This is a genomic window from Brevibacterium sp. S111 (assembly GCF_004745075.1).
Lineage (GTDB): Bacteria > Actinomycetota > Actinomycetes > Actinomycetales > Brevibacteriaceae > Brevibacterium.
Window position 1 is genome coordinate 247,756 of sequence record NZ_RHFH01000001.1, and the last position, 16,242, is coordinate 263,997.

Genomic DNA, 16,242 nt, shown 5'->3' on the forward strand with positions numbered 1-16,242 from the left:
TGGGGTGCGGAAGCCTGACGGGTTCAGATCATTCCTTCGGACGCTTGAGGTAGGCGACGAGTCCGTTGTTGTCCGGTCCCGGAACGACCTGGACGAGCTCGTAGCCGTCTTCGCCCCACTGATCGAGGATCTGCTTCGTCGCATGGACGATGAGCGGCACGGTGACGTATTCCCACTTGGTCATGATTCTCCTCGGTGACGGGTGCGTCGGCGGTCTGATTCTGCCGGCTCTGTCCCGGCTCGGTCGACGACGCGGTTGTGTTCCCCAGACTAACCCAGTCCGTCTCAGCTGAGCACCTCAGCCGAGGGGCGGACACTCCTCCGATCGAACACGCCTGAGGGCGGGGAGGATGATCTCATCCTCCCCGCCCTCAGACATCGTGTGAACGGATCTCAGCCGGCTTTTGACGGGCTGCCGCGGCTCGACTCGGTTGCGCTGGCTCAGTTGCCGCCGAGGCCGGGAGCTTCGTCCTCGTCCCCACCGTCGCCGCCGTTGTCTCCGCCGCCGGTGCCGCCACCGCCGCCGTTGTTGCTGCCTCCGCCGCCGTTGTTGCTGCCTCCGCCGCCGTTGCCGCCGCTGCGGTTCGGGCCGGTCGAGGACCCGCCTCCACCGCCGGAGCCGCCACCGGAGAAGTACTTGCTGCTGGGCTTCGGGAAGCCGGTGTTGCCCTTGGTCTCTCGCGCTGCCTGGCTCATATAGGCCTGCCAGGTCTTACCGGAGAGCGTGGCACCGTAGATCTGGCCACGGACCGCACCGGCACCGTTGGTTCTCCAGTCCCGCGTTCCATTGGGATCACCGGTCCAGACCGCGGTCGCCAGGGTCTTGGTGAATCCGAGCAGCCAGGTGTGGCCGACTTCGAAGTTCGTCGTACCGGTCTTGGCACCGGCAGGAACGCCGATCTTCAGCGAGCTCGTCGTACCGCCGTTGAAGGTCTGGGTCAGGGCGTAGGCGACGCCCTTGGCCACTTCCTTATCGAGCACGCGCTTACAGCCTTCACCCGGAACGTCGAGCTTCTTGCCCTTGCGGTCCTTGATCTCGGTGATCGGCTTCGGTCCGCAGAACTCACCTTCATTCGCGAAGGTTGCGTAGGCCGCGGCCATAGCGATCGGAGTGGTCTCCGTCGTACCGAGGATCGATGAAGGTGACAGCGCCTGGATGAAGCCGGACTTGTTTTCATAGTCCAGCGACTCGCCGCTGCCGTAGCGGATGCCCAGATCCATAGCCGTATCCATGATCTTGCACATGTTCAGCTGGTTGCCGATTGCGGCATAGCCGGTGTTGACCGAATGCTTCGTGGCGTCGAGCACCGTCATCGACCCGTTGCCCTTACCGTCACCGGCGTTGTTCGGGTCCCAGTCTCCGGCCATACTCGGGCAGCCGTCGTACTTCCACGAACTGGCCGGGAAGTTCCGTTTCGTCGCGTTCACGGTCGCGTTGAGACTCTTGCCCGACTTCAGCCAGGTTGTCAGCACGAAGGGCTTCCAGGTCGAACCGACTTGGAAACCGCCGCCTCCGCCGTGCCTCTTGTCGACCGTGTAGTTGATCGAGGTCTTCTTGTACCTATCCTTCTTCTTGACGTCGCCAACCGTGTACTCACGATTCTCGGCCATGGCGATGACCTCACCGGTGCCCGGCTCGATCGTCACCAGAGCGTGACCGGCGCCGGAGGGATCGCCGACGGGGACGCGCTTCTTGACCTCTTTGTCCGCGATCTTCTGGATGTCCGGCTTGAGGCTGGTCTTGATCGTCAGACCACCGCGTTGGAGGAACGCGATGCGCTCCTCGACGGTTTTTCCGAATGTCTCGTCGTTCTTGATGACATTCTCGACATAGTCGCAGAAGAACTGCGCATTGCTCTTCGCCGACGAACAGCCGTTCGGGGTCTCATGCAGATCGAGATCAAGGTCGGTCTTGACCGCCTTGTCGTATTCCTTCTGGGTGATGTGCTTGTACTTGAGCATCTGCCCGAGCACCGTATTGCGGCGCTTGAGCACCTGGTCGGGGAACCGCTGCGGGTTGAACGCCGAGGGGTTCTGCACGATTCCTGCCAGCATCGCCGACTGCTGGATGTTGAGATCCTTGGCGTGGATTCCCCAGTATCGATAAGCGGCAGCTTCGACGCCGTAGACGTTCGGGGAACCCGAATAGTTGTTGATGTTCATGTAGCGGTTGAGAATCTCCTTCTTGTCGTACTTCTTCTCAACCGCGACAGCGAGCTTGGCCTCGCGCAGCTTACGCGCGTATCCGGCAGTGCCGTCAGATTCCTTCGCTGCTGCCACACCTTCGGAGTCCTCCTCGGCGTGGGCATTCTCTGCGAGCACGTTCTTCACATACTGCTGGGTCAGGGTCGATCCGCCCTGAGTCGTCGAGGACACCATATTGTGCACCGCTGCACGGGCGATGCCCTCGATGTCGACGCCGCCGTGCTCGAAGTACCGGTAGTCTTCGACCGCGATCGTCGCGTTCCGCATGTCTTCTGAAATCTTGTCGAGGGGCACCTCTTGGCGGTTCTGCCAATAGAACTCCGCGATCTCGGAACCGTCGGAGGCAAGCATCGTCGACTTCTCGCCGAGGTCCTTGATCTCCAGGGTGGCCGGAAGAGAATCGAAGATCTCGACCGCACTGTTCGCACTGGCTGTGGCTACGCCGACTCCGGGGATGGCAAGACCGGCGGCGACGATGCCGGCGACCGCGCTGACGGCCACGAACTGCATGAACGCGCCCATTTTGGTCGGAGTGGGATTTGACTCAGGAGACACCATGCGAACCAGTTTAACGAATAGGCCTTGTGCAAATCTTCAGAAACCGCTGAATGGGTCAGGCCTTCGCGACGAGTTCGAGGACGCTGACTTCCGGCCGACAGGCGAAACGCACTGGTGAGTAGGGTGAGAACCCGAGACCGGCCGAGATCGCCACGCGGCTTTCCCGGTAGGCGAAAACGCCTCTCGCGCGTGTCCGGTCGAGATCGCAGTTCGTCACGGGCGCGCCCCAGAAGGGCACGCGGATCTGTCCGCCATGGGTGTGCCCGGCCATGATGAGATCCGCCCCGGCCGTGGCGAACGCCTCCAAGGTCCGCGAATACGGGGCATGGGTGACACCCACCTTGAGTCCGGCGGCGGAGTCGAAGCGCGGAAAGTCGAGGGTCCCCTCGCCCGGCTCTCCCCCACTCCAGCTGATTCGGTCACGATCGATATGGGCATCGCCGAGTCCGCGGAAGTCGATGCGGGTGCCCTTGATCGTCAGGGACGCCTCGGCGTTGTCGAGGAAATGCCAACCGCTCCCCACCGCGGAGCCGCTGCCATCTGGGTCGGCAACCGGGCTGCCGGCCGTGCCTTCGAATCCTCGGATGAGGGCCTTGACGTCGAGGTCGGGTTCGACCCGGTGTTTGACTTCCGATGGTGAGCGCAGATACTTCGCAGGATTCTTCGCCTGTGGGGAGAAGAAGTCGTTGGAACCGAGCACGAACACGCCGGGAACGTCGAGGAGTCCGGAGAAGACATCGAGGACGGTCGGGACGATGTCGGCTGAGAGGTTGTCACCGGTGTTGACCACCAGGTCGGGTTCGAGGCGGGTGAGCGCCTTGACCCAGGAAGCGCGATGCTTCTGCCAGGGGGCCAGGTGCAGGTCGGCGACGTGGAGGACCCGGATGGTCTCCGCCCCGGCGGGCAGGAGCGGCAGGGTGTGGTGACGGATCGCGAAGAGGTGCGGTTCGATGGCCGCACCCCAGATGCCGGCGGCCGTGGGAGCGGCGAGAGCACCGGCGAGGAGAGCACGCTTCTTCATTTCCCCAACTCTATCCGCTCCCCGAACCACCTGACGGCGGCCCAGCAACCTCGCGCGAAGTTGCTGGGCCGCCGTCAGGTGGCAATTAGGGGGTGGTGACGGGAGTGTTGTGCTCCTTCGCGGCCCGCGCGGCGCGGCGACGGTGCAGGGCTTTCATCCGCCGGCCTCCGGCGAGGCGGCAGATGATGTAGATGAGAAACGAGATCGTCGTGACGAAGGGACTGATCGGCACGACCGGTGAGCCCAGAGCGATGAGGATGCCGCCGACCGAGGCCGTGACGGCGAAGATCACACTGAGCACCGGCACCCACACCGGCGAGGCCGAGAGCTGTGTAGCGGCGGCGGCCGGGGTGATGAGCAGCGCGAGCACGAGGAGGACTCCGACGACCTGCACGCTCAGTGCCACCGCCAGCCCGAGTGTGAGCATGAAGACGATGGTGAGCACCGAGACCGGAACTCCCTTGGCTCGGGCCACCTGCGGGTCGAGGCTGGAGAACATGAGCGGACGCCACACGATCGCCAACACCACGAGCACCCCGAGGGCACAGATGATGAGGGTGAGGATCTGGCCCGGAGTGATCGCGACGATCTGCCCGGTCAGCAACCCGAACTTGCTCGCCGCTCGCCCGTCGTAGAGAGTGAGGAAGAGGATCGCCAGCCCCAGGCCGAAGGGCATGAGGACACCGATGATGGCGTTCTTCTCCGAATCCTTGGCCCCACCGATGCCGATGATGAGTGCCGCGAGGATTGATCCGACTATCGAGCCGACCACGACGTCGAAGCCGATGAGCAGGGCGAAGGCAGCTCCGGCGAAGGAGAGCTCGGAGACTCCGTGGACGGCGAAGGGAATGTCCCGCGCCATGACGAAGACGCTGATGAGTCCGCCGACGACGCCGAGCAGCGCGGCGGCGATGAGCGAGTTGGATAGGAGGGCGACGAGTTCGCCGTAGTCCTCGAAGGTGAAGAGGTTGGCGAAGATCTCGGAGACGCTCATCGGTTCACCACCGTCCCGTCGATGTCGAAGGAGTCATCGGGCAGATCGTGGTGGTCGACGCATTCCTCTTCCCCGCCGACGACGACGAGGCGACCGCCGACCCTGACCACGTCGACCGGGGACCCGTAGAGGCGGGACAGGGATTCGGTGGTCATCACTTCCTCGGGGGTGCCGACGAGGAAGTGCCCGCCGACGATGTAGAGCACCCGATCGACATAGGGCAGGATCGGGTTGATCTCGTGGGTGACGAAGACGACCGCGGCCTCCCGTCGGACCCGCTGTTCGTTGAGCAGCGACGCGACGACCTTCTGATGGTGCATGTCCAGGGACAGCAGCGGTTCGTCGCACAGCAGCACGGATGGGTCATTGGCCAGGGACTGCGCCACCCGCAGCCGCTGCAGCTCACCTCCGGAGACGGTGCCCGCGGGCGCATCCGCATAGTCGGTGGCGCCGACGGCGGCGAGGAGTTCGTCGACCTTCTTCCGCCGACCCCGTGAGAACAGGCTCATCCCCCACCGATGGCCGTCGATGCCCATTCGGACCAGGTCCCGGCCGCGCATCGGTGTGTGCGGGTCGATTCCGCGCTGTTGGGGAATGTAGCCGATGGCCGGATTCCCCGAATGCACCGCGGCCCCAGCCACCTCGGCGGTGCCCGACGACAGGGAGTTCTGTCCCAGCAGCACCTTGAGCAGGGAGGTCTTGCCGGTGCCGTTGGGTCCGAGGACGGCGATGAACTCCCCCGGCGCGACGTCGAGGTCCAGGTCGTGCCACAGCACGCGCGGGCCGAACCGCAGTTCGGCATCGCGCAGTCGAATCACCGGCTCCCGAGGTATTGCGGGTGCGGAAGCGTCGGATTCTTTGGCCATAGTCAGTGCTTGTGTCCTTCGAGTGCTGTCGAGATTTCGGTGATGTAGTCGCCCATCCAGTCCGCGTAGTGCTCACCTTCCGGCATGGTCTCGCCGAGGTCGATGATCGGAACATCGGACTTCTCGGCCGTGGCCTTGAGCGCTTCCGCCTGCGGACCGGCCGCTTGAGTATTGTATCCAAGCAGCACGGCTTCCCCGTCGGAGATCTGCTTCTGCGCGGCTTTGAGCACCAGCGGCGGCACATCATTGCCCTCTTCGACGGCCGCGAGGAACTCCTCGGAGGTGACGTTCTCCAGCCCCATGTCGGCAAAGAGCCACAGCGGCACAGGCTCGGTCGCCGCGACCTTCTCTCCACCGTGGTCCTTCTTCACCGCATCGATGTCGGTCTGCAGCTCGTCGAGTTCGGACTTGTAGTCCTTCGCGTTCGCTGTGAACTCGTCCTTGTGGTCGGGCAGTTCCTCGCCGAGGTGGGTCGCCACTTCGTCGACGAGTTTCGTCATCGTCGGCACCGAGTACCAGAGATGTTCGTTGAACGATCCGTGATCGTGGTCGTGACCCTCATGATCATCGCTTTCCTCGGAGTGGTCGTGGCCCTCTTCCGAGTGTTCGTCATCGTCGTGGGTGTGTCCGCCGCCGTGGGCCTCTTCGTCCTCCTCGCCCTCACCATGGTCGTGGTCGTGCGGCTCATTGCCGAGACCTTCGGAGCCGGGCAGACCGGAGATCGCCACGGTGTCGATGGTCGTGACTTCAGTGCCCGAAGCTTCGAGCATCGTGGTCATGAACGCATCGTAGCCGCCGCCGTTCTCGACGACGAGGTCGGCCTTCGAGAGTTTGAGGCGGTCCTGGGTGGTCGCCTCGTAGGAGTGCGGGTCCTGGTTCGGATCGTCGATGATCGGGCTGACGTCGGCGAAGTCGCCGGCGACCTGAGAGACGATGTCGGCGTAGACGTTCGTCGAGGTCACTACGCGCAATTGGCTCGAGTCCGAGTCGGAGGAGCCTCCCCCGCAGCCGCTGAGGACCAACGCCGTGGAGGCCGCGATGGCTCCGGTGGTGAGAACGATGCGGGAAGCTGGCATGAGGGGCCTTTCTGAGGCGGTGGTGTGTTTGCGACATCGTCGACGATACTCAGATGAAGGGTCGGCCACTAATATAAATATTTATATATAGCAACGCATTTATGCGTCACCCGTCGCCAGGGAGATGTCTCGTCCGCACCTGCCCTCTTCTGTCTCTCAAGCAGCGCGAAGCTCGACTCCAGTAGCGCAAATCCCAGCTCAAGTAGCGCGAAGCTCGAAGCAACCAGCGCGAAATCCGGCTCAAGTAGCGCGAAGCCCGAAAAGCGCGCCGCTGGCGGAACGTTTTTCGCGTTTCGCGCTACCTGAGCGACCAGACTCCTCTCTCGCGAGACGCAGAACCGCCCGAGAGTCTCCTCCCGGGCGGTTCATCGTTCGGCGACCGGCTTCTTCAGCCTCCACCGGCCAGCAACCGGCTTCTTCGGCCCTCAGCGGTCAGTTGACGGTTGCCTTCAGTCTTCAGCAGTCGGCGACCGGCTTCTTCGGCCTTCAGCAGTCAGTTGCCGGTTGTCACAGTGCCGGTCAGGCGGCCTTCGCTTCGAGCTTGGCGGCCAGCAGCGCAGCGATCTGCACCGTGTTCAGCGCCGCGCCCTTGCGCAGGTTGTCGTTGGCGACGAAGAGGACGAGCCCCTTGCCGGCCGGAGCCGACTGGTCGGCGCGGATGCGACCGACGAAGCTCACGTTCTGTCCGGCAGCCTTGAGCGGCGTCGGCACGTCGTCGAGGGCAACGCCGGGAGCCTGGCTGAGGATCTCCGTCGCCTGTTCGGGGCTGATCTCGGAGTCGAACTCGGCGTGGATGCTCAGGCTGTGTCCGGTGAACACCGGCACGCGCACGCAGGTGCCGGCAACAAGAAGCTCGGGCAGGCCGAGGATCTTCCGGCTTTCGTTGCGCAGCTTCTTCTCCTCGTCCGTCTCGTTCTGACCGTCGTCGACGACCGCTCCGGCCATCGGCAGGACGTTGAACGCGATCGGTTCGACGTAGTTGTCCGGTTCCGGCAGGGTCACCGCGGTGCCGTCGGTGGTGAGCTTGCGGGCATCGGAGATGCCGGCTTCGAGCTGCCCGGCGAGCTCCTCGACTCCCGACAGTCCCGAACCGGACACCGCCTGGTACGTGGACACGATGAGACGGGTCAGACCGGCCTTCGCGTGGAGAGCCTTGAGCACGGGCATCGCGGCCATGGTCGTGCAGTTCGGGTTCGCGATGATGCCCTTGGGCAGCTCATCGAGGGCCTCGGGGTTGACCTCGCTGACGACCAGCGGGACCTCCGGGTCCGAACGCCAGGCCGAGGAATTGTCGACGACGGTGACGCCGGCGGCGGCGAAACGTTCGGCCTGTGCCCGGGAGGTGGCCCCACCCGCGGAGAACAGGGCGATGTCGAGTCCGCTCGGGTCCGCCTGGGCGGCATCCTCGACGGTGATCGGCTGACCCTTGAAGTCGATGGTCTTCCCAGCCGAACGGGCCGAGGCGAACAGCCTCAGGGTCCCGATCTCGAATCCGGGATCGTCGGCCAGAAGGTCGAGCATGACGCCTCCGACCTGGCCGGTGGCTCCGACTACTCCAACATCCACACTCATCGTCCGGTACCTCCGTACACCACGGCTTCGTTGTCTTCGCTGTTGAGTCCGTAGGCGGCGTGGGCGGCACGGACCGCGTCGTCGAGCAGATCTGCTCGGGTGACGACGCTGATGCGGATCTCCGAGGTGGAGATCATGTCGATATTGACCTGGGCTTCACTGAGTGCCTCGAACAGGGTCGCGGTCACACCCGGGTGGGACCGCATTCCGGCACCGACGACGGAGAGCTTGCCGATCTGGTCGTCGTAGCGAACCTGGTCGAAGCCGATCTCGGCCTTCACCGCGTCGAGGGCTTCGAGTGCCTTCGCACCGTCGGCCATGGGCAGGGTGAAGGAGATGTCCGTCTTGCCCGGTTCGCGGGTGGAGATGTTCTGGACGATCATGTCGATATTGGCTTCTTGCTTCGCCAAGGTCTTGAAGATCTCGGCGGCCTTGCCTGGGACGTCGGGAACACCGACGATCGTGACTTTGGCTTCCGAGCGATCATGGGCGACGCCGGAGATGATTGCCTGTTCCATGGTGGACTCCGTTTCTGATTCCGCTGCCGGGGTCGAGGAACCCCGTCCCTGTCGGAAGGCTTCGGGGATGGGTGAATCGGTCACCCAGGTACCTTGGTTGCGAGAGAATGAGGACCGCACGTGCACAGGCACGTTGTAGCGGCGGGCGTATTCGACGCAGCGGAGCATGAGGACCTTGGCGCCTGAGGCGGCCATCTCCATCATCTCCTCGTAGCCGATCTCATCGATCTTGCGCGCCGAGGGCACGATCCGCGGGTCGGCGGTGAAGACACCATCGACATCGGTGTAGATCTCACACACATCGGCATCGAGGGACGCGGCCAACGCCACAGCCGTGGTGTCGGAGCCGCCGCGGCCGAGCGTGGTGATGTTCTTCGCGGTCTGACTGACTCCCTGGAACCCCGCGACGATGGCAACGTATCCCTCGTCGAGGGAGGACCGGATCCGGCCGGGGGTGACATCGATGATGCGGGCCTTGCCGAACTGCTCATCGGTGATGACTCCGGCCTGGGAGCCGGTGAAGGATTGGGCTTCGAAGCCGAGATTGGCGATCGCCATGGCCAGGACCGCCATCGAGATGCGCTCACCGGCGGTCAGCAGCATATCGAGTTCGCGGGCGGGTGGCATGGGGGAAACCTGTTGGGCTAAGTCGATGAGATCATCGGTACTGTCACCCATGGCCGACACCACAACTACTACTTCGTGGCCGGCTTGACGGTACTCGACAATTCGTTTGGCCACCCGCTTGACCGATTCCGCATCGGCTACCGAGGACCCACCGAACTTCTGGACGACTATGCTCACTGCAGTATCTTCCTTATCGCTGATAAGTTCCGTGCCAGGCGATCGATTCCATGGTTCCACGCATGGAGGTCTCGTGCTTCATCGATCAGGATTTCAGCCGTGTCGGGCTCCCGGCACCTCGACCATTGTATGAGGTAGGTCATTGCGGTTCACCTTCGCCCGCCATTCAGACACCGCCTGACCGGGCCCGACACCGCTCGTCTCCACCCCGTCCGATCACCGTGTACATGGGCGAAGCGAGGGGTGGCCACCGACCGTTCAGTCCCCGTTCAGAAATTGTTATACAAGGGGGTCCGAAAGGGGCGATCCGGGCAGGGCGACGACGGTCCGGATCCGTCGCCGAGGTGGTCAGTCGATTTCGCGGCGGCCGGAGAATGCCCGACCCAGGGTGACTTCGTCGGCGTATTCGAGGTCGCCGCCCACGGGCAGGCCCGAGGCCAGCCGGGTCACGGTCACGCCGAGGCTGCCGAGCAGGCGCACGAGGTAGGTGGCGGTGGCTTCGCCTTCGAGGTTCGGGTCGGTGGCGATGACGGTCTCGGTGACCTCGCCGTCCTGCAGCCGGGTCATGAGTTCCTTGATCCGCAGATTGTCCGGGCCGACCCCGGCCATCGGGTCGATCGCCCCGCCGAGGACGTGGTAGAGACCCCGGTATTCCCGGGTCCGTTCGATGGCGACGACGTCCTTGGGCTCTTCGACCACACAGACCATCGACCGGTCACGACGCGGATCCTGACAGACGGTGCATTCGGCTTCTTCGGACACGTTTCCGCAGATCTCGCAGAACCGCACCCGCTTCTTGACGTCGGTGAGGGCCTGCGCGAGCGCGTTGACGTCCTGCGCATCCGTCTGGAGGATGTGGAAGGCGAGTCGCTGCGCTGATTTCGGCCCGATGCCAGGAAGCTTGCCGAACTCTTCGACCAGATCCTGGAGGGCACCTTCGTAGACAGCGCTCATACTTCTCTTTCGTCAATGATTTCGCCACCGAGGACACGCGCGATCACGTCGACCCCCATCTGGGGTGCCTCGGAGACGTCGAGATCCGTTTCCGGATCATACTCGTCCTCATCCGATCCCGGATTCTGCGGGTACGGGTTGGCCACCGGCGCCGAGGCGCTGCCCTGCCCGCCGTAGCCACCGCCGTTGGTCGGGGTGTCGGAACCGAAACCGGATCCGCCCGGCGAGGAGGTGTTGACCCCATGCTTCTCTGCCAGTGCGGCGAAGCGGGATTTGAATGGCTTCGCCTCGTTCCCCCGGGCCGTCGGCGGGGTCTGAGCGGGAGGTGCCGGCGGGGTGTCCGGTGCCGAGGATCCTCCCCCGAAACCGCTGGGGGCCGCGGTGACGTCCGGATAGTCGAGATCATCGTCCGGCGGTGGGACGACAACGGCTCCGACGTCGACGGCTCCGCTGCCTGCACTGGTGGAGTCGACATCCGTGGGACCGTCATCGAACGGCGCGGAGGTCGGCCCGTCATGCCAGTTCGGTTCATCCCACCGCGGTTCGACGTACTCCATCGGCGAGTTCTCATCAGTGGGCGATGACTCCTGTGCACTCGACGAAGGCGGCGGTGTGCCGAACGACGATGCCTGGCCATGGGAATCATGCGTGTGCTCGACTGACGAGGGCGCATGCGTCGAAGCGGACAAGCTGTCGCCGCCCGCCGGTTCGGGTGCTTCGTCGGTCGATGCCCCGAAGAAGTCATCATCGGAGAGGTCGGGGACGACGATCTCACGGTCGTCGGATCCGAGTCCGGGGTCATTCGTACCGACATTCGGTTCGACCGGACCTGCCGGTTCGGGCGCAGTCTCCGATTGAGTTGCAGTCTCCGGTTGGGTTGTAGCCTCTGGTCGGGTTGCAGCCTCTGATTCGGGCGCAGCCTCCGGTTGGGGCGCAGTCTCCGGATCGGCGACATCCCCGGACGGGGCGGGCTCGTCGCGTCGTGCGGAATCGTCTGTCACCGGTCCGGCCGGTTCGGCTTCCGTGGTGTGCCCGTAGCCGGGGCGGCTGTCTTCAGAGTTCGGTTCGCTGGGTCGCCCCGGCTGGTCTCCCTCCTCGTCGTCGGAGGACCAGGGGCCCTGGGTCGGGCCGCTCGGTTCCCAGAACTTCTCATGGTCGACCTGCGGTTTGTCGACTTCACGGGTGCCGACGACTGCGGCAACTTCCTGCGGGCTGGGGCGGCGCTGAGTCGGAGCGGGTCCGTAGCTGCCTCCGCCAGTGCTCATCGGTGGCCCCGAGGATCCCTTGCCCTGAGGGCTGCCTCCCGAGGCGTTTCCGCCGATGCGGCCGACCTCTCCAATGTCGATGCGCGCCTGGATGCCGAGCACATCATTGATGGCCGCGGCCAGTTTCGACGCATGATCGCGCTGCTGGAAGCCCTGCACCGAACCAGGGTTGTTGAAGCCGAGGTAGACGGTCCCGTCGGAGAACGACTGCGGGATCGCATTGGCGGCGATGATCGCTCGGGTCAGTCGACTGCGTTTCTCCACCGCCGCGAGGATGCTCGGCCATGCCCGACGGATGGCTTCGATCTCTCCGCCGATATCGCCGGGGCCGGCCACCGAGGTGGCTTCCGGAGCCGACTGTTCGCGCGCAGTCTCGGGCGCAGCCTGCTCCCGCACCGACTCATGCGTGTTCCGCTGCGATGCGTTCGGCTGCGGTGCGTTCGGCTGCTGCGCCGTCGGAGCGGATTGATCCTGGGGGCCGGGTCCGGCCTGCCCCACGTCGGGTTCGGCCTCCTGCGAGTTCGGGCCGGGCTGCTGGTTGCCCGGCTCCTGGGCCGGTGTCGGCTCAGGTTCCGGCGAGCTCGGACCCGCTTCTGCGGCATCCGGCTCCGCAGGTGCCGTTGGCTGAGACTGTTCTGCCGGCCTCTCAGACGCTGTCGGCGGAGACTGTTCTGCCGGCTGAGACTCTTCTGGTCGCTGAGGCGGCTCAGCGGGTGCGTTGAGCATCGATTCGGCGGCGACGGCCATGGCCGCGATGTCGTCGAAATCGTCATGAGCGGCAGATCTGGGCTGTCCCGCTGACGCGTTCTGCGTCGGCGCTCCGTTGCCTCGTCCGTCCGCTCCACCCGGTGCCTGACCCTGTGTCTGGCCCTGGCCGGGTGCCTGCCCCTGGCCGGGTGCCTGGCCCTGACCAGCGGCGTGGCCTTGACCGGTGTTCTGCCCCTGGCCGGGCACCGGTCCCTGCCCGGGCCCCGCCGCCTGTCCGGGGACCTGCCCGTGTTCAGAAGTCTGCGCAGGCGGCACGTTTGCGGCGACGCCGGTGGCGGACATGCCGATGCGACGCTCCATCCGTTCGACCCGGCTGAGCACGGCATCGCGGCTGCGGCCGGAGCCTGGCAGCAGGATGCGCGCACACATGAGTTCGAGCTGCAGCCTCGGCGAGGTCGCTCCCGACATCTCGGTCAGTCCCACATTGAGCAGGTCTGCAGCACGTGAGAGTTCGCCCTGGCCGAAGCCGTTGGCCTGCAGGGTCAACCGCTCCAAACGGTCCGGCGGCACCTCGGGCAGGAAAGCATGGGCCGCTTCGGGGGCGGCGTTGATGACGATGAGGTCACGGAAGCGCTCAAGGAGGTCCTCGACGAACCGTCTGGGGTCCTGACCGGATTCGATGACACGTTCCACGGCCCGGTAGACCCCGGCACCGTCACCGGCGGAGAACGCATCGACGATGTCGGACAGCAGTGAGTCCGGGGTGTAGCCGAGCAGAGCCACGGCCCGCCCGTAGTCGACTCCGTCCGGCCCGGAGCCGGCGATGAGCTGGTCGAGCACGGACAGGGTGTCGCGCACGGATCCGCCGCCGGCACGCACGACCAGCGGCAGCACGCCCTTGGCGACATTCACATCCTCGCGAGCACACAGATCCTCGAGGTAATTGCCCAGGGCCTCGGGCGGCACCAGTCGGAAGGGATAGTGGTGGGTCCGAGACCGGATCGTGCCGATGACCTTCTCCGGCTCGGTCGTGGCGAAGACGAACTTGATGTGCGGCGGCGGCTCTTCGACGATCTTGAGCAGAGCGTTGAAGCCCTGCGAGGTGACCATGTGCGCCTCATCGAGGATGAACACCTTGTAACGATCCCGCGCGGGCGCATAGATCGCGCGCTCACGCAGATCACGGGCGTCATCGACACCGTTGTGGCTGGCCGCGTCGATCTCGACGACGTCGAGCGAACCCGGTCCCCCGTTCGCCAGATCCCGACAGCTCGGGCACTCCCCGCAGGGCACCGGCGTCGGTCCCTGCTCGCAGTTGAGGCACCGGGCCAGGATCCGCGCCGAGGTGGTCTTACCGCACCCGCGCGGTCCGGAGAACAGATAGGCATGGTTGATGCGGCCACGTTCGATGGCGGCCTTCAGCGGATCGGTCACATGCTCTTGACCGATGACCTCGTCGAAGGTCTCTGGGCGGTATCTTCTGTACAGTGCGGTGGACACGTCCCCTAGCCTAATGCCAACGGCTGACACGAGATAAGGCACGCTCTCACCCCGCCTTTGTCGCCCGCCGTGCGATCAGGCACGATAGAGATCATGACCCGCCCCAACCCCGGTTCCGACGAGAACGACCCCGCGAAGACCTTCCGCATCGGCCACAGGGAACGTGACGAAGCGATCGAGATTCTGCGCGAGGCGGCCGGGGACGGACGGATCACGGTCGACGAACTCGACGAACGGATGGAGAAGGTCCAGTCCGCGAAATTCCCGGTCGACCTCGACGAAGTCCTGTCCGATCTCATCACGGAACTGCCGTCCGATCGCTTCCGCCCCACCTCGGCAGTCTCACCGATCGACAACCGCGCGCTGGCCCTCCAAGGTCGGGACCGGTTAGATCCGCTCATCATTCGGGCCGGCTGGGAGTCCGAGGTCCGCCGCGCCAATTGGGCCGTTCCGCCATTCATCCGCTTGGAACCGGCGATGTCGAACATCGAACTCAACTTCCTCGAAGTCGAGACCGCCTTAGAGACCATCGACGTCGAAATCATCGCGGGCCTGGGATCGGTCACCGTTGTCATCCCCGACGACTGGGCCGTCAACGTCGACGCACTGTCGAAGACCTGGGGCAGCGTGAAATCCGTGGTCAACGCGGTCCCGACCGGCCGCCGTCCCCTCGTGCGGATGAGCGGATCGGTGGGAATGGGCTCGTTCAAGGCCCGCTTCGCGAACTACTTCGACCGGCGACGAATGGCCAAGTGATGGAACCCGGACTCGGTGCGGTCATCTTCCTCACCTTCTGCATCATCGCCGTCTTCAGCCTCGGCGCATTTCTCATCTACCGGGTGATGACCAAACCCGGCGCGCACATCGGCTCTCGACTGCCCGAATACGACCCCGACAGCGCCGAGGATCCCGCCGCCGAGGCGGCCCCCACCGAGCCGTCCCCTCGGGACTCCCCCGCCGGCCGGGATCTCCCCGACGACCCGGACGACCCCGACAGCCCGGATGACCGCGAGGATCGGAACGGCCCTCGCGGACCCGACCGTCGATGAGAACATCGCGGCCCTGACACCGCATCGCGTCCCTGCCATCGCACAGCCGGTGTGAACACAGCATCTGCGACGGCCCGGCATCCTTGAAAACCCGGGCCGCCCGTGATCGACTCTTGCCATGACCGAGATTCGGATCACACGCATCGACTCCGCCGATGAGGACGGCCTGCTCGCCTGGAACGAGCTCATGCGCGTCGCCTACACCTCAGATCGCACGGCCGCGTGGTGGCGCAGCCCCGAGACGACGCTGAGCCAGTTCGCCACGCCGCGCACCGACAAGGAGGACTTCGCGCTCATCGCCCACCTCGGCGACGAGGCCGTCGGCGGTGCCGAGATCAACGTCACCGCCGATTCCCCGGCCGAGGTCGAACTCGGTGTCCTGCCGGCCTGCCGCCGACGCGGCTGCGGTACGGCCCTCGCCGAGGCGGTCGAACAGATCCTGGCCGACCGCGACCGCCCCTCGGTGATCGTCCAGACCGAAACCTACTGCCCCGAAGGCGTCGCATTCGCCGAGTCCCGAGACATGCGCATCGGCAATGAGGAGCACCGGCTGCTGCTCGACCTGCCCGCCTATCTGCAGGCCGATGCCGATCGGTACAAGGACTCCGGTGCCGCCACGACCGTTCCCGTGATCAAGGAGGACCCGGACTTCTCGGTCACTTCGTGGATCGGCGGCTGCCCGGAAGAGGTCCTCGCCTCCTGGACGCGGCTGCGGGAGCAGATGGACGAAGACGTCCCGGTCGGCGACCTCACCCGCACCGTCAGCCATGCCAGCACCGCCGCCATCCGCAGCCACGAGGAGCGGATGGAAGAGCAGGGCTGGACCCTGGTCGGTTCGATGGCGCATGTCGGCGACCTCGCCGTCGGCTATACGGAGATCATGGTCTCGGCCCATGACCCGCAGATCGTCATCCAGGAGGACACGCTCGTCGACCGCGCCTATCGGAATCGGGGCATCGGACGGGCCCTCAAGATCGCGAACCTCCGCCAACTGCCCGCTGTGGAGGCGACGGCCTCCGCGCGGTGGGTGCAGACGTACACGGCGACGAACAACGATCCGATGCTCGCGCTCAACCGGGACCTCGGCTTCACCGTCGCCGATACGATGACGGCGTTCGAGGGGCGGGTCGACTGCAACAGGGCGTGACCCGT

The 16,242-nt window shown here is 65.1% G+C and carries 13 protein-coding genes; 3 read left to right on the forward strand and 10 right to left on the reverse strand.

Annotated features, from left to right (window positions below):
* Positions 1 to 28: 28 nt before the first annotated feature.
* The 10 genes from EB836_RS18105 to EB836_RS01265 form a co-directional block, all read right to left on the reverse strand.
* The gene (locus EB836_RS18105; protein WP_009883339.1) at positions 29 to 184 is read right to left on the reverse strand and encodes a hypothetical protein; all 156 of its coding nucleotides are present in this window, start codon (positions 182 to 184) and stop codon (positions 29 to 31) included.
* A gap of 257 nt (positions 185 to 441) precedes the next feature.
* Positions 442 to 2,763 (reverse strand): transglycosylase domain-containing protein, encoded by a 2,322-nt coding sequence (locus tag EB836_RS01225; protein WP_135537290.1) that lies wholly within the window; start codon positions 2,761 to 2,763, stop codon positions 442 to 444.
* 55 nt (positions 2,764 to 2,818) lie between these two features.
* A complete protein-coding gene (locus EB836_RS01230; protein WP_135537291.1) occupies positions 2,819 to 3,784 on the reverse strand; it encodes a metallophosphoesterase in 966 nt (321 codons plus the stop codon).
* Between the two features lie 85 nt (positions 3,785 to 3,869).
* Positions 3,870 to 4,778, reverse strand: coding sequence for a metal ABC transporter permease (locus tag EB836_RS01235; RefSeq protein WP_135537292.1), 909 nt, complete (start codon positions 4,776 to 4,778; stop codon positions 3,870 to 3,872).
* Positions 4,775 to 5,644 carry an ATP-binding cassette domain-containing protein gene (locus EB836_RS01240; RefSeq protein ID WP_135537293.1) on the reverse strand — a complete coding sequence of 290 codons (870 nt, stop codon included), beginning with the start codon at positions 5,642 to 5,644 and terminating at the stop codon, positions 4,775 to 4,777. The genes EB836_RS01235 and EB836_RS01240 overlap by 4 nt, the downstream gene beginning before the upstream one ends.
* 2 nt (positions 5,645 to 5,646) lie before the next feature.
* On the reverse strand, positions 5,647 to 6,720 hold the full coding sequence (locus tag EB836_RS01245; RefSeq protein WP_135537294.1) for a zinc ABC transporter substrate-binding protein: 1,074 nt from the start codon (positions 6,718 to 6,720) through the stop codon (positions 5,647 to 5,649).
* Positions 6,721 to 7,239: 519 nt separating this feature from the next.
* A complete protein-coding gene (locus EB836_RS01250) occupies positions 7,240 to 8,292 on the reverse strand; it encodes an aspartate-semialdehyde dehydrogenase (protein ID WP_135537295.1) in 1,053 nt (350 codons plus the stop codon).
* Positions 8,289 to 9,614, reverse strand: coding sequence for an aspartate kinase (locus EB836_RS01255; RefSeq protein WP_135537296.1), 1,326 nt, complete (start codon positions 9,612 to 9,614; stop codon positions 8,289 to 8,291). The genes EB836_RS01250 and EB836_RS01255 overlap by 4 nt, the downstream gene beginning before the upstream one ends.
* Before the next feature lie 348 nt (positions 9,615 to 9,962).
* Positions 9,963 to 10,568, reverse strand: coding sequence for a recombination mediator RecR (recR, locus tag EB836_RS01260; protein ID WP_135537297.1), 606 nt, complete (start codon positions 10,566 to 10,568; stop codon positions 9,963 to 9,965).
* Positions 10,565 to 14,041 (reverse strand): DNA polymerase III subunit gamma and tau, encoded by a 3,477-nt coding sequence (locus tag EB836_RS01265; protein ID WP_135537298.1) that lies wholly within the window; start codon positions 14,039 to 14,041, stop codon positions 10,565 to 10,567. Before EB836_RS01265 ends, recR begins: the two co-directional genes overlap by 4 nt.
* 93 nt (positions 14,042 to 14,134) lie before the next feature.
* Between EB836_RS01265 and EB836_RS01270 the strand changes: the two genes are divergently transcribed.
* The 3 genes from EB836_RS01270 (at position 14,135) to EB836_RS01280 (ending at position 16,237) form a co-directional block, all read left to right on the forward strand.
* Positions 14,135 to 14,797, forward strand: a complete 663-nt coding sequence (locus tag EB836_RS01270) for a DUF1707 domain-containing protein (RefSeq protein ID WP_135537299.1) — start codon at positions 14,135 to 14,137, stop codon at positions 14,795 to 14,797.
* Complete coding sequence (locus tag EB836_RS01275; protein WP_135537300.1) at positions 14,794 to 15,090, forward strand: hypothetical protein; 297 nt, start codon at positions 14,794 to 14,796, stop codon at positions 15,088 to 15,090. The genes EB836_RS01270 and EB836_RS01275 overlap by 4 nt, the downstream gene beginning before the upstream one ends.
* 118 nt (positions 15,091 to 15,208) lie before the next feature.
* Positions 15,209 to 16,237: a GNAT family N-acetyltransferase gene (locus EB836_RS01280; RefSeq protein WP_135537301.1), complete on the forward strand. Its 1,029-nt coding sequence runs from the start codon at positions 15,209 to 15,211 to the stop codon at positions 16,235 to 16,237.
* Positions 16,238 to 16,242: the final 5 nt, after the last annotated feature.

Coding starts and splice junctions, on each gene's coding strand:
- EB836_RS18105 (WP_009883339.1), bottom strand. CDS start 184: ATGACCAAGTGGGAATACGTCACCGTGCCGCTCATCGTCCATGCGACG.
- EB836_RS01235 (WP_135537292.1), bottom strand. CDS start 4,778: ATGAGCGTCTCCGAGATCTTCGCCAACCTCTTCACCTTCGAGGACTAC.
- EB836_RS01270 (WP_135537299.1), top strand. CDS start 14,135: ATGACCCGCCCCAACCCCGGTTCCGACGAGAACGACCCCGCGAAGACC.
- recR (WP_135537297.1), bottom strand. CDS start 10,568: ATGAGCGCTGTCTACGAAGGTGCCCTCCAGGATCTGGTCGAAGAGTTC.
- EB836_RS01245 (WP_135537294.1), bottom strand. CDS start 6,720: ATGCCAGCTTCCCGCATCGTTCTCACCACCGGAGCCATCGCGGCCTCC.
- EB836_RS01230 (WP_135537291.1), bottom strand. CDS start 3,784: ATGAAGAAGCGTGCTCTCCTCGCCGGTGCTCTCGCCGCTCCCACGGCC.
- EB836_RS01225 (WP_135537290.1), bottom strand. CDS start 2,763: ATGGTGTCTCCTGAGTCAAATCCCACTCCGACCAAAATGGGCGCGTTC.
- EB836_RS01240 (WP_135537293.1), bottom strand. CDS start 5,644: ATGGCCAAAGAATCCGACGCTTCCGCACCCGCAATACCTCGGGAGCCG.
- EB836_RS01250 (WP_135537295.1), bottom strand. CDS start 8,292: ATGAGTGTGGATGTTGGAGTAGTCGGAGCCACCGGCCAGGTCGGAGGC.
- EB836_RS01280 (WP_135537301.1), top strand. CDS start 15,209: ATGACCGAGATTCGGATCACACGCATCGACTCCGCCGATGAGGACGGC.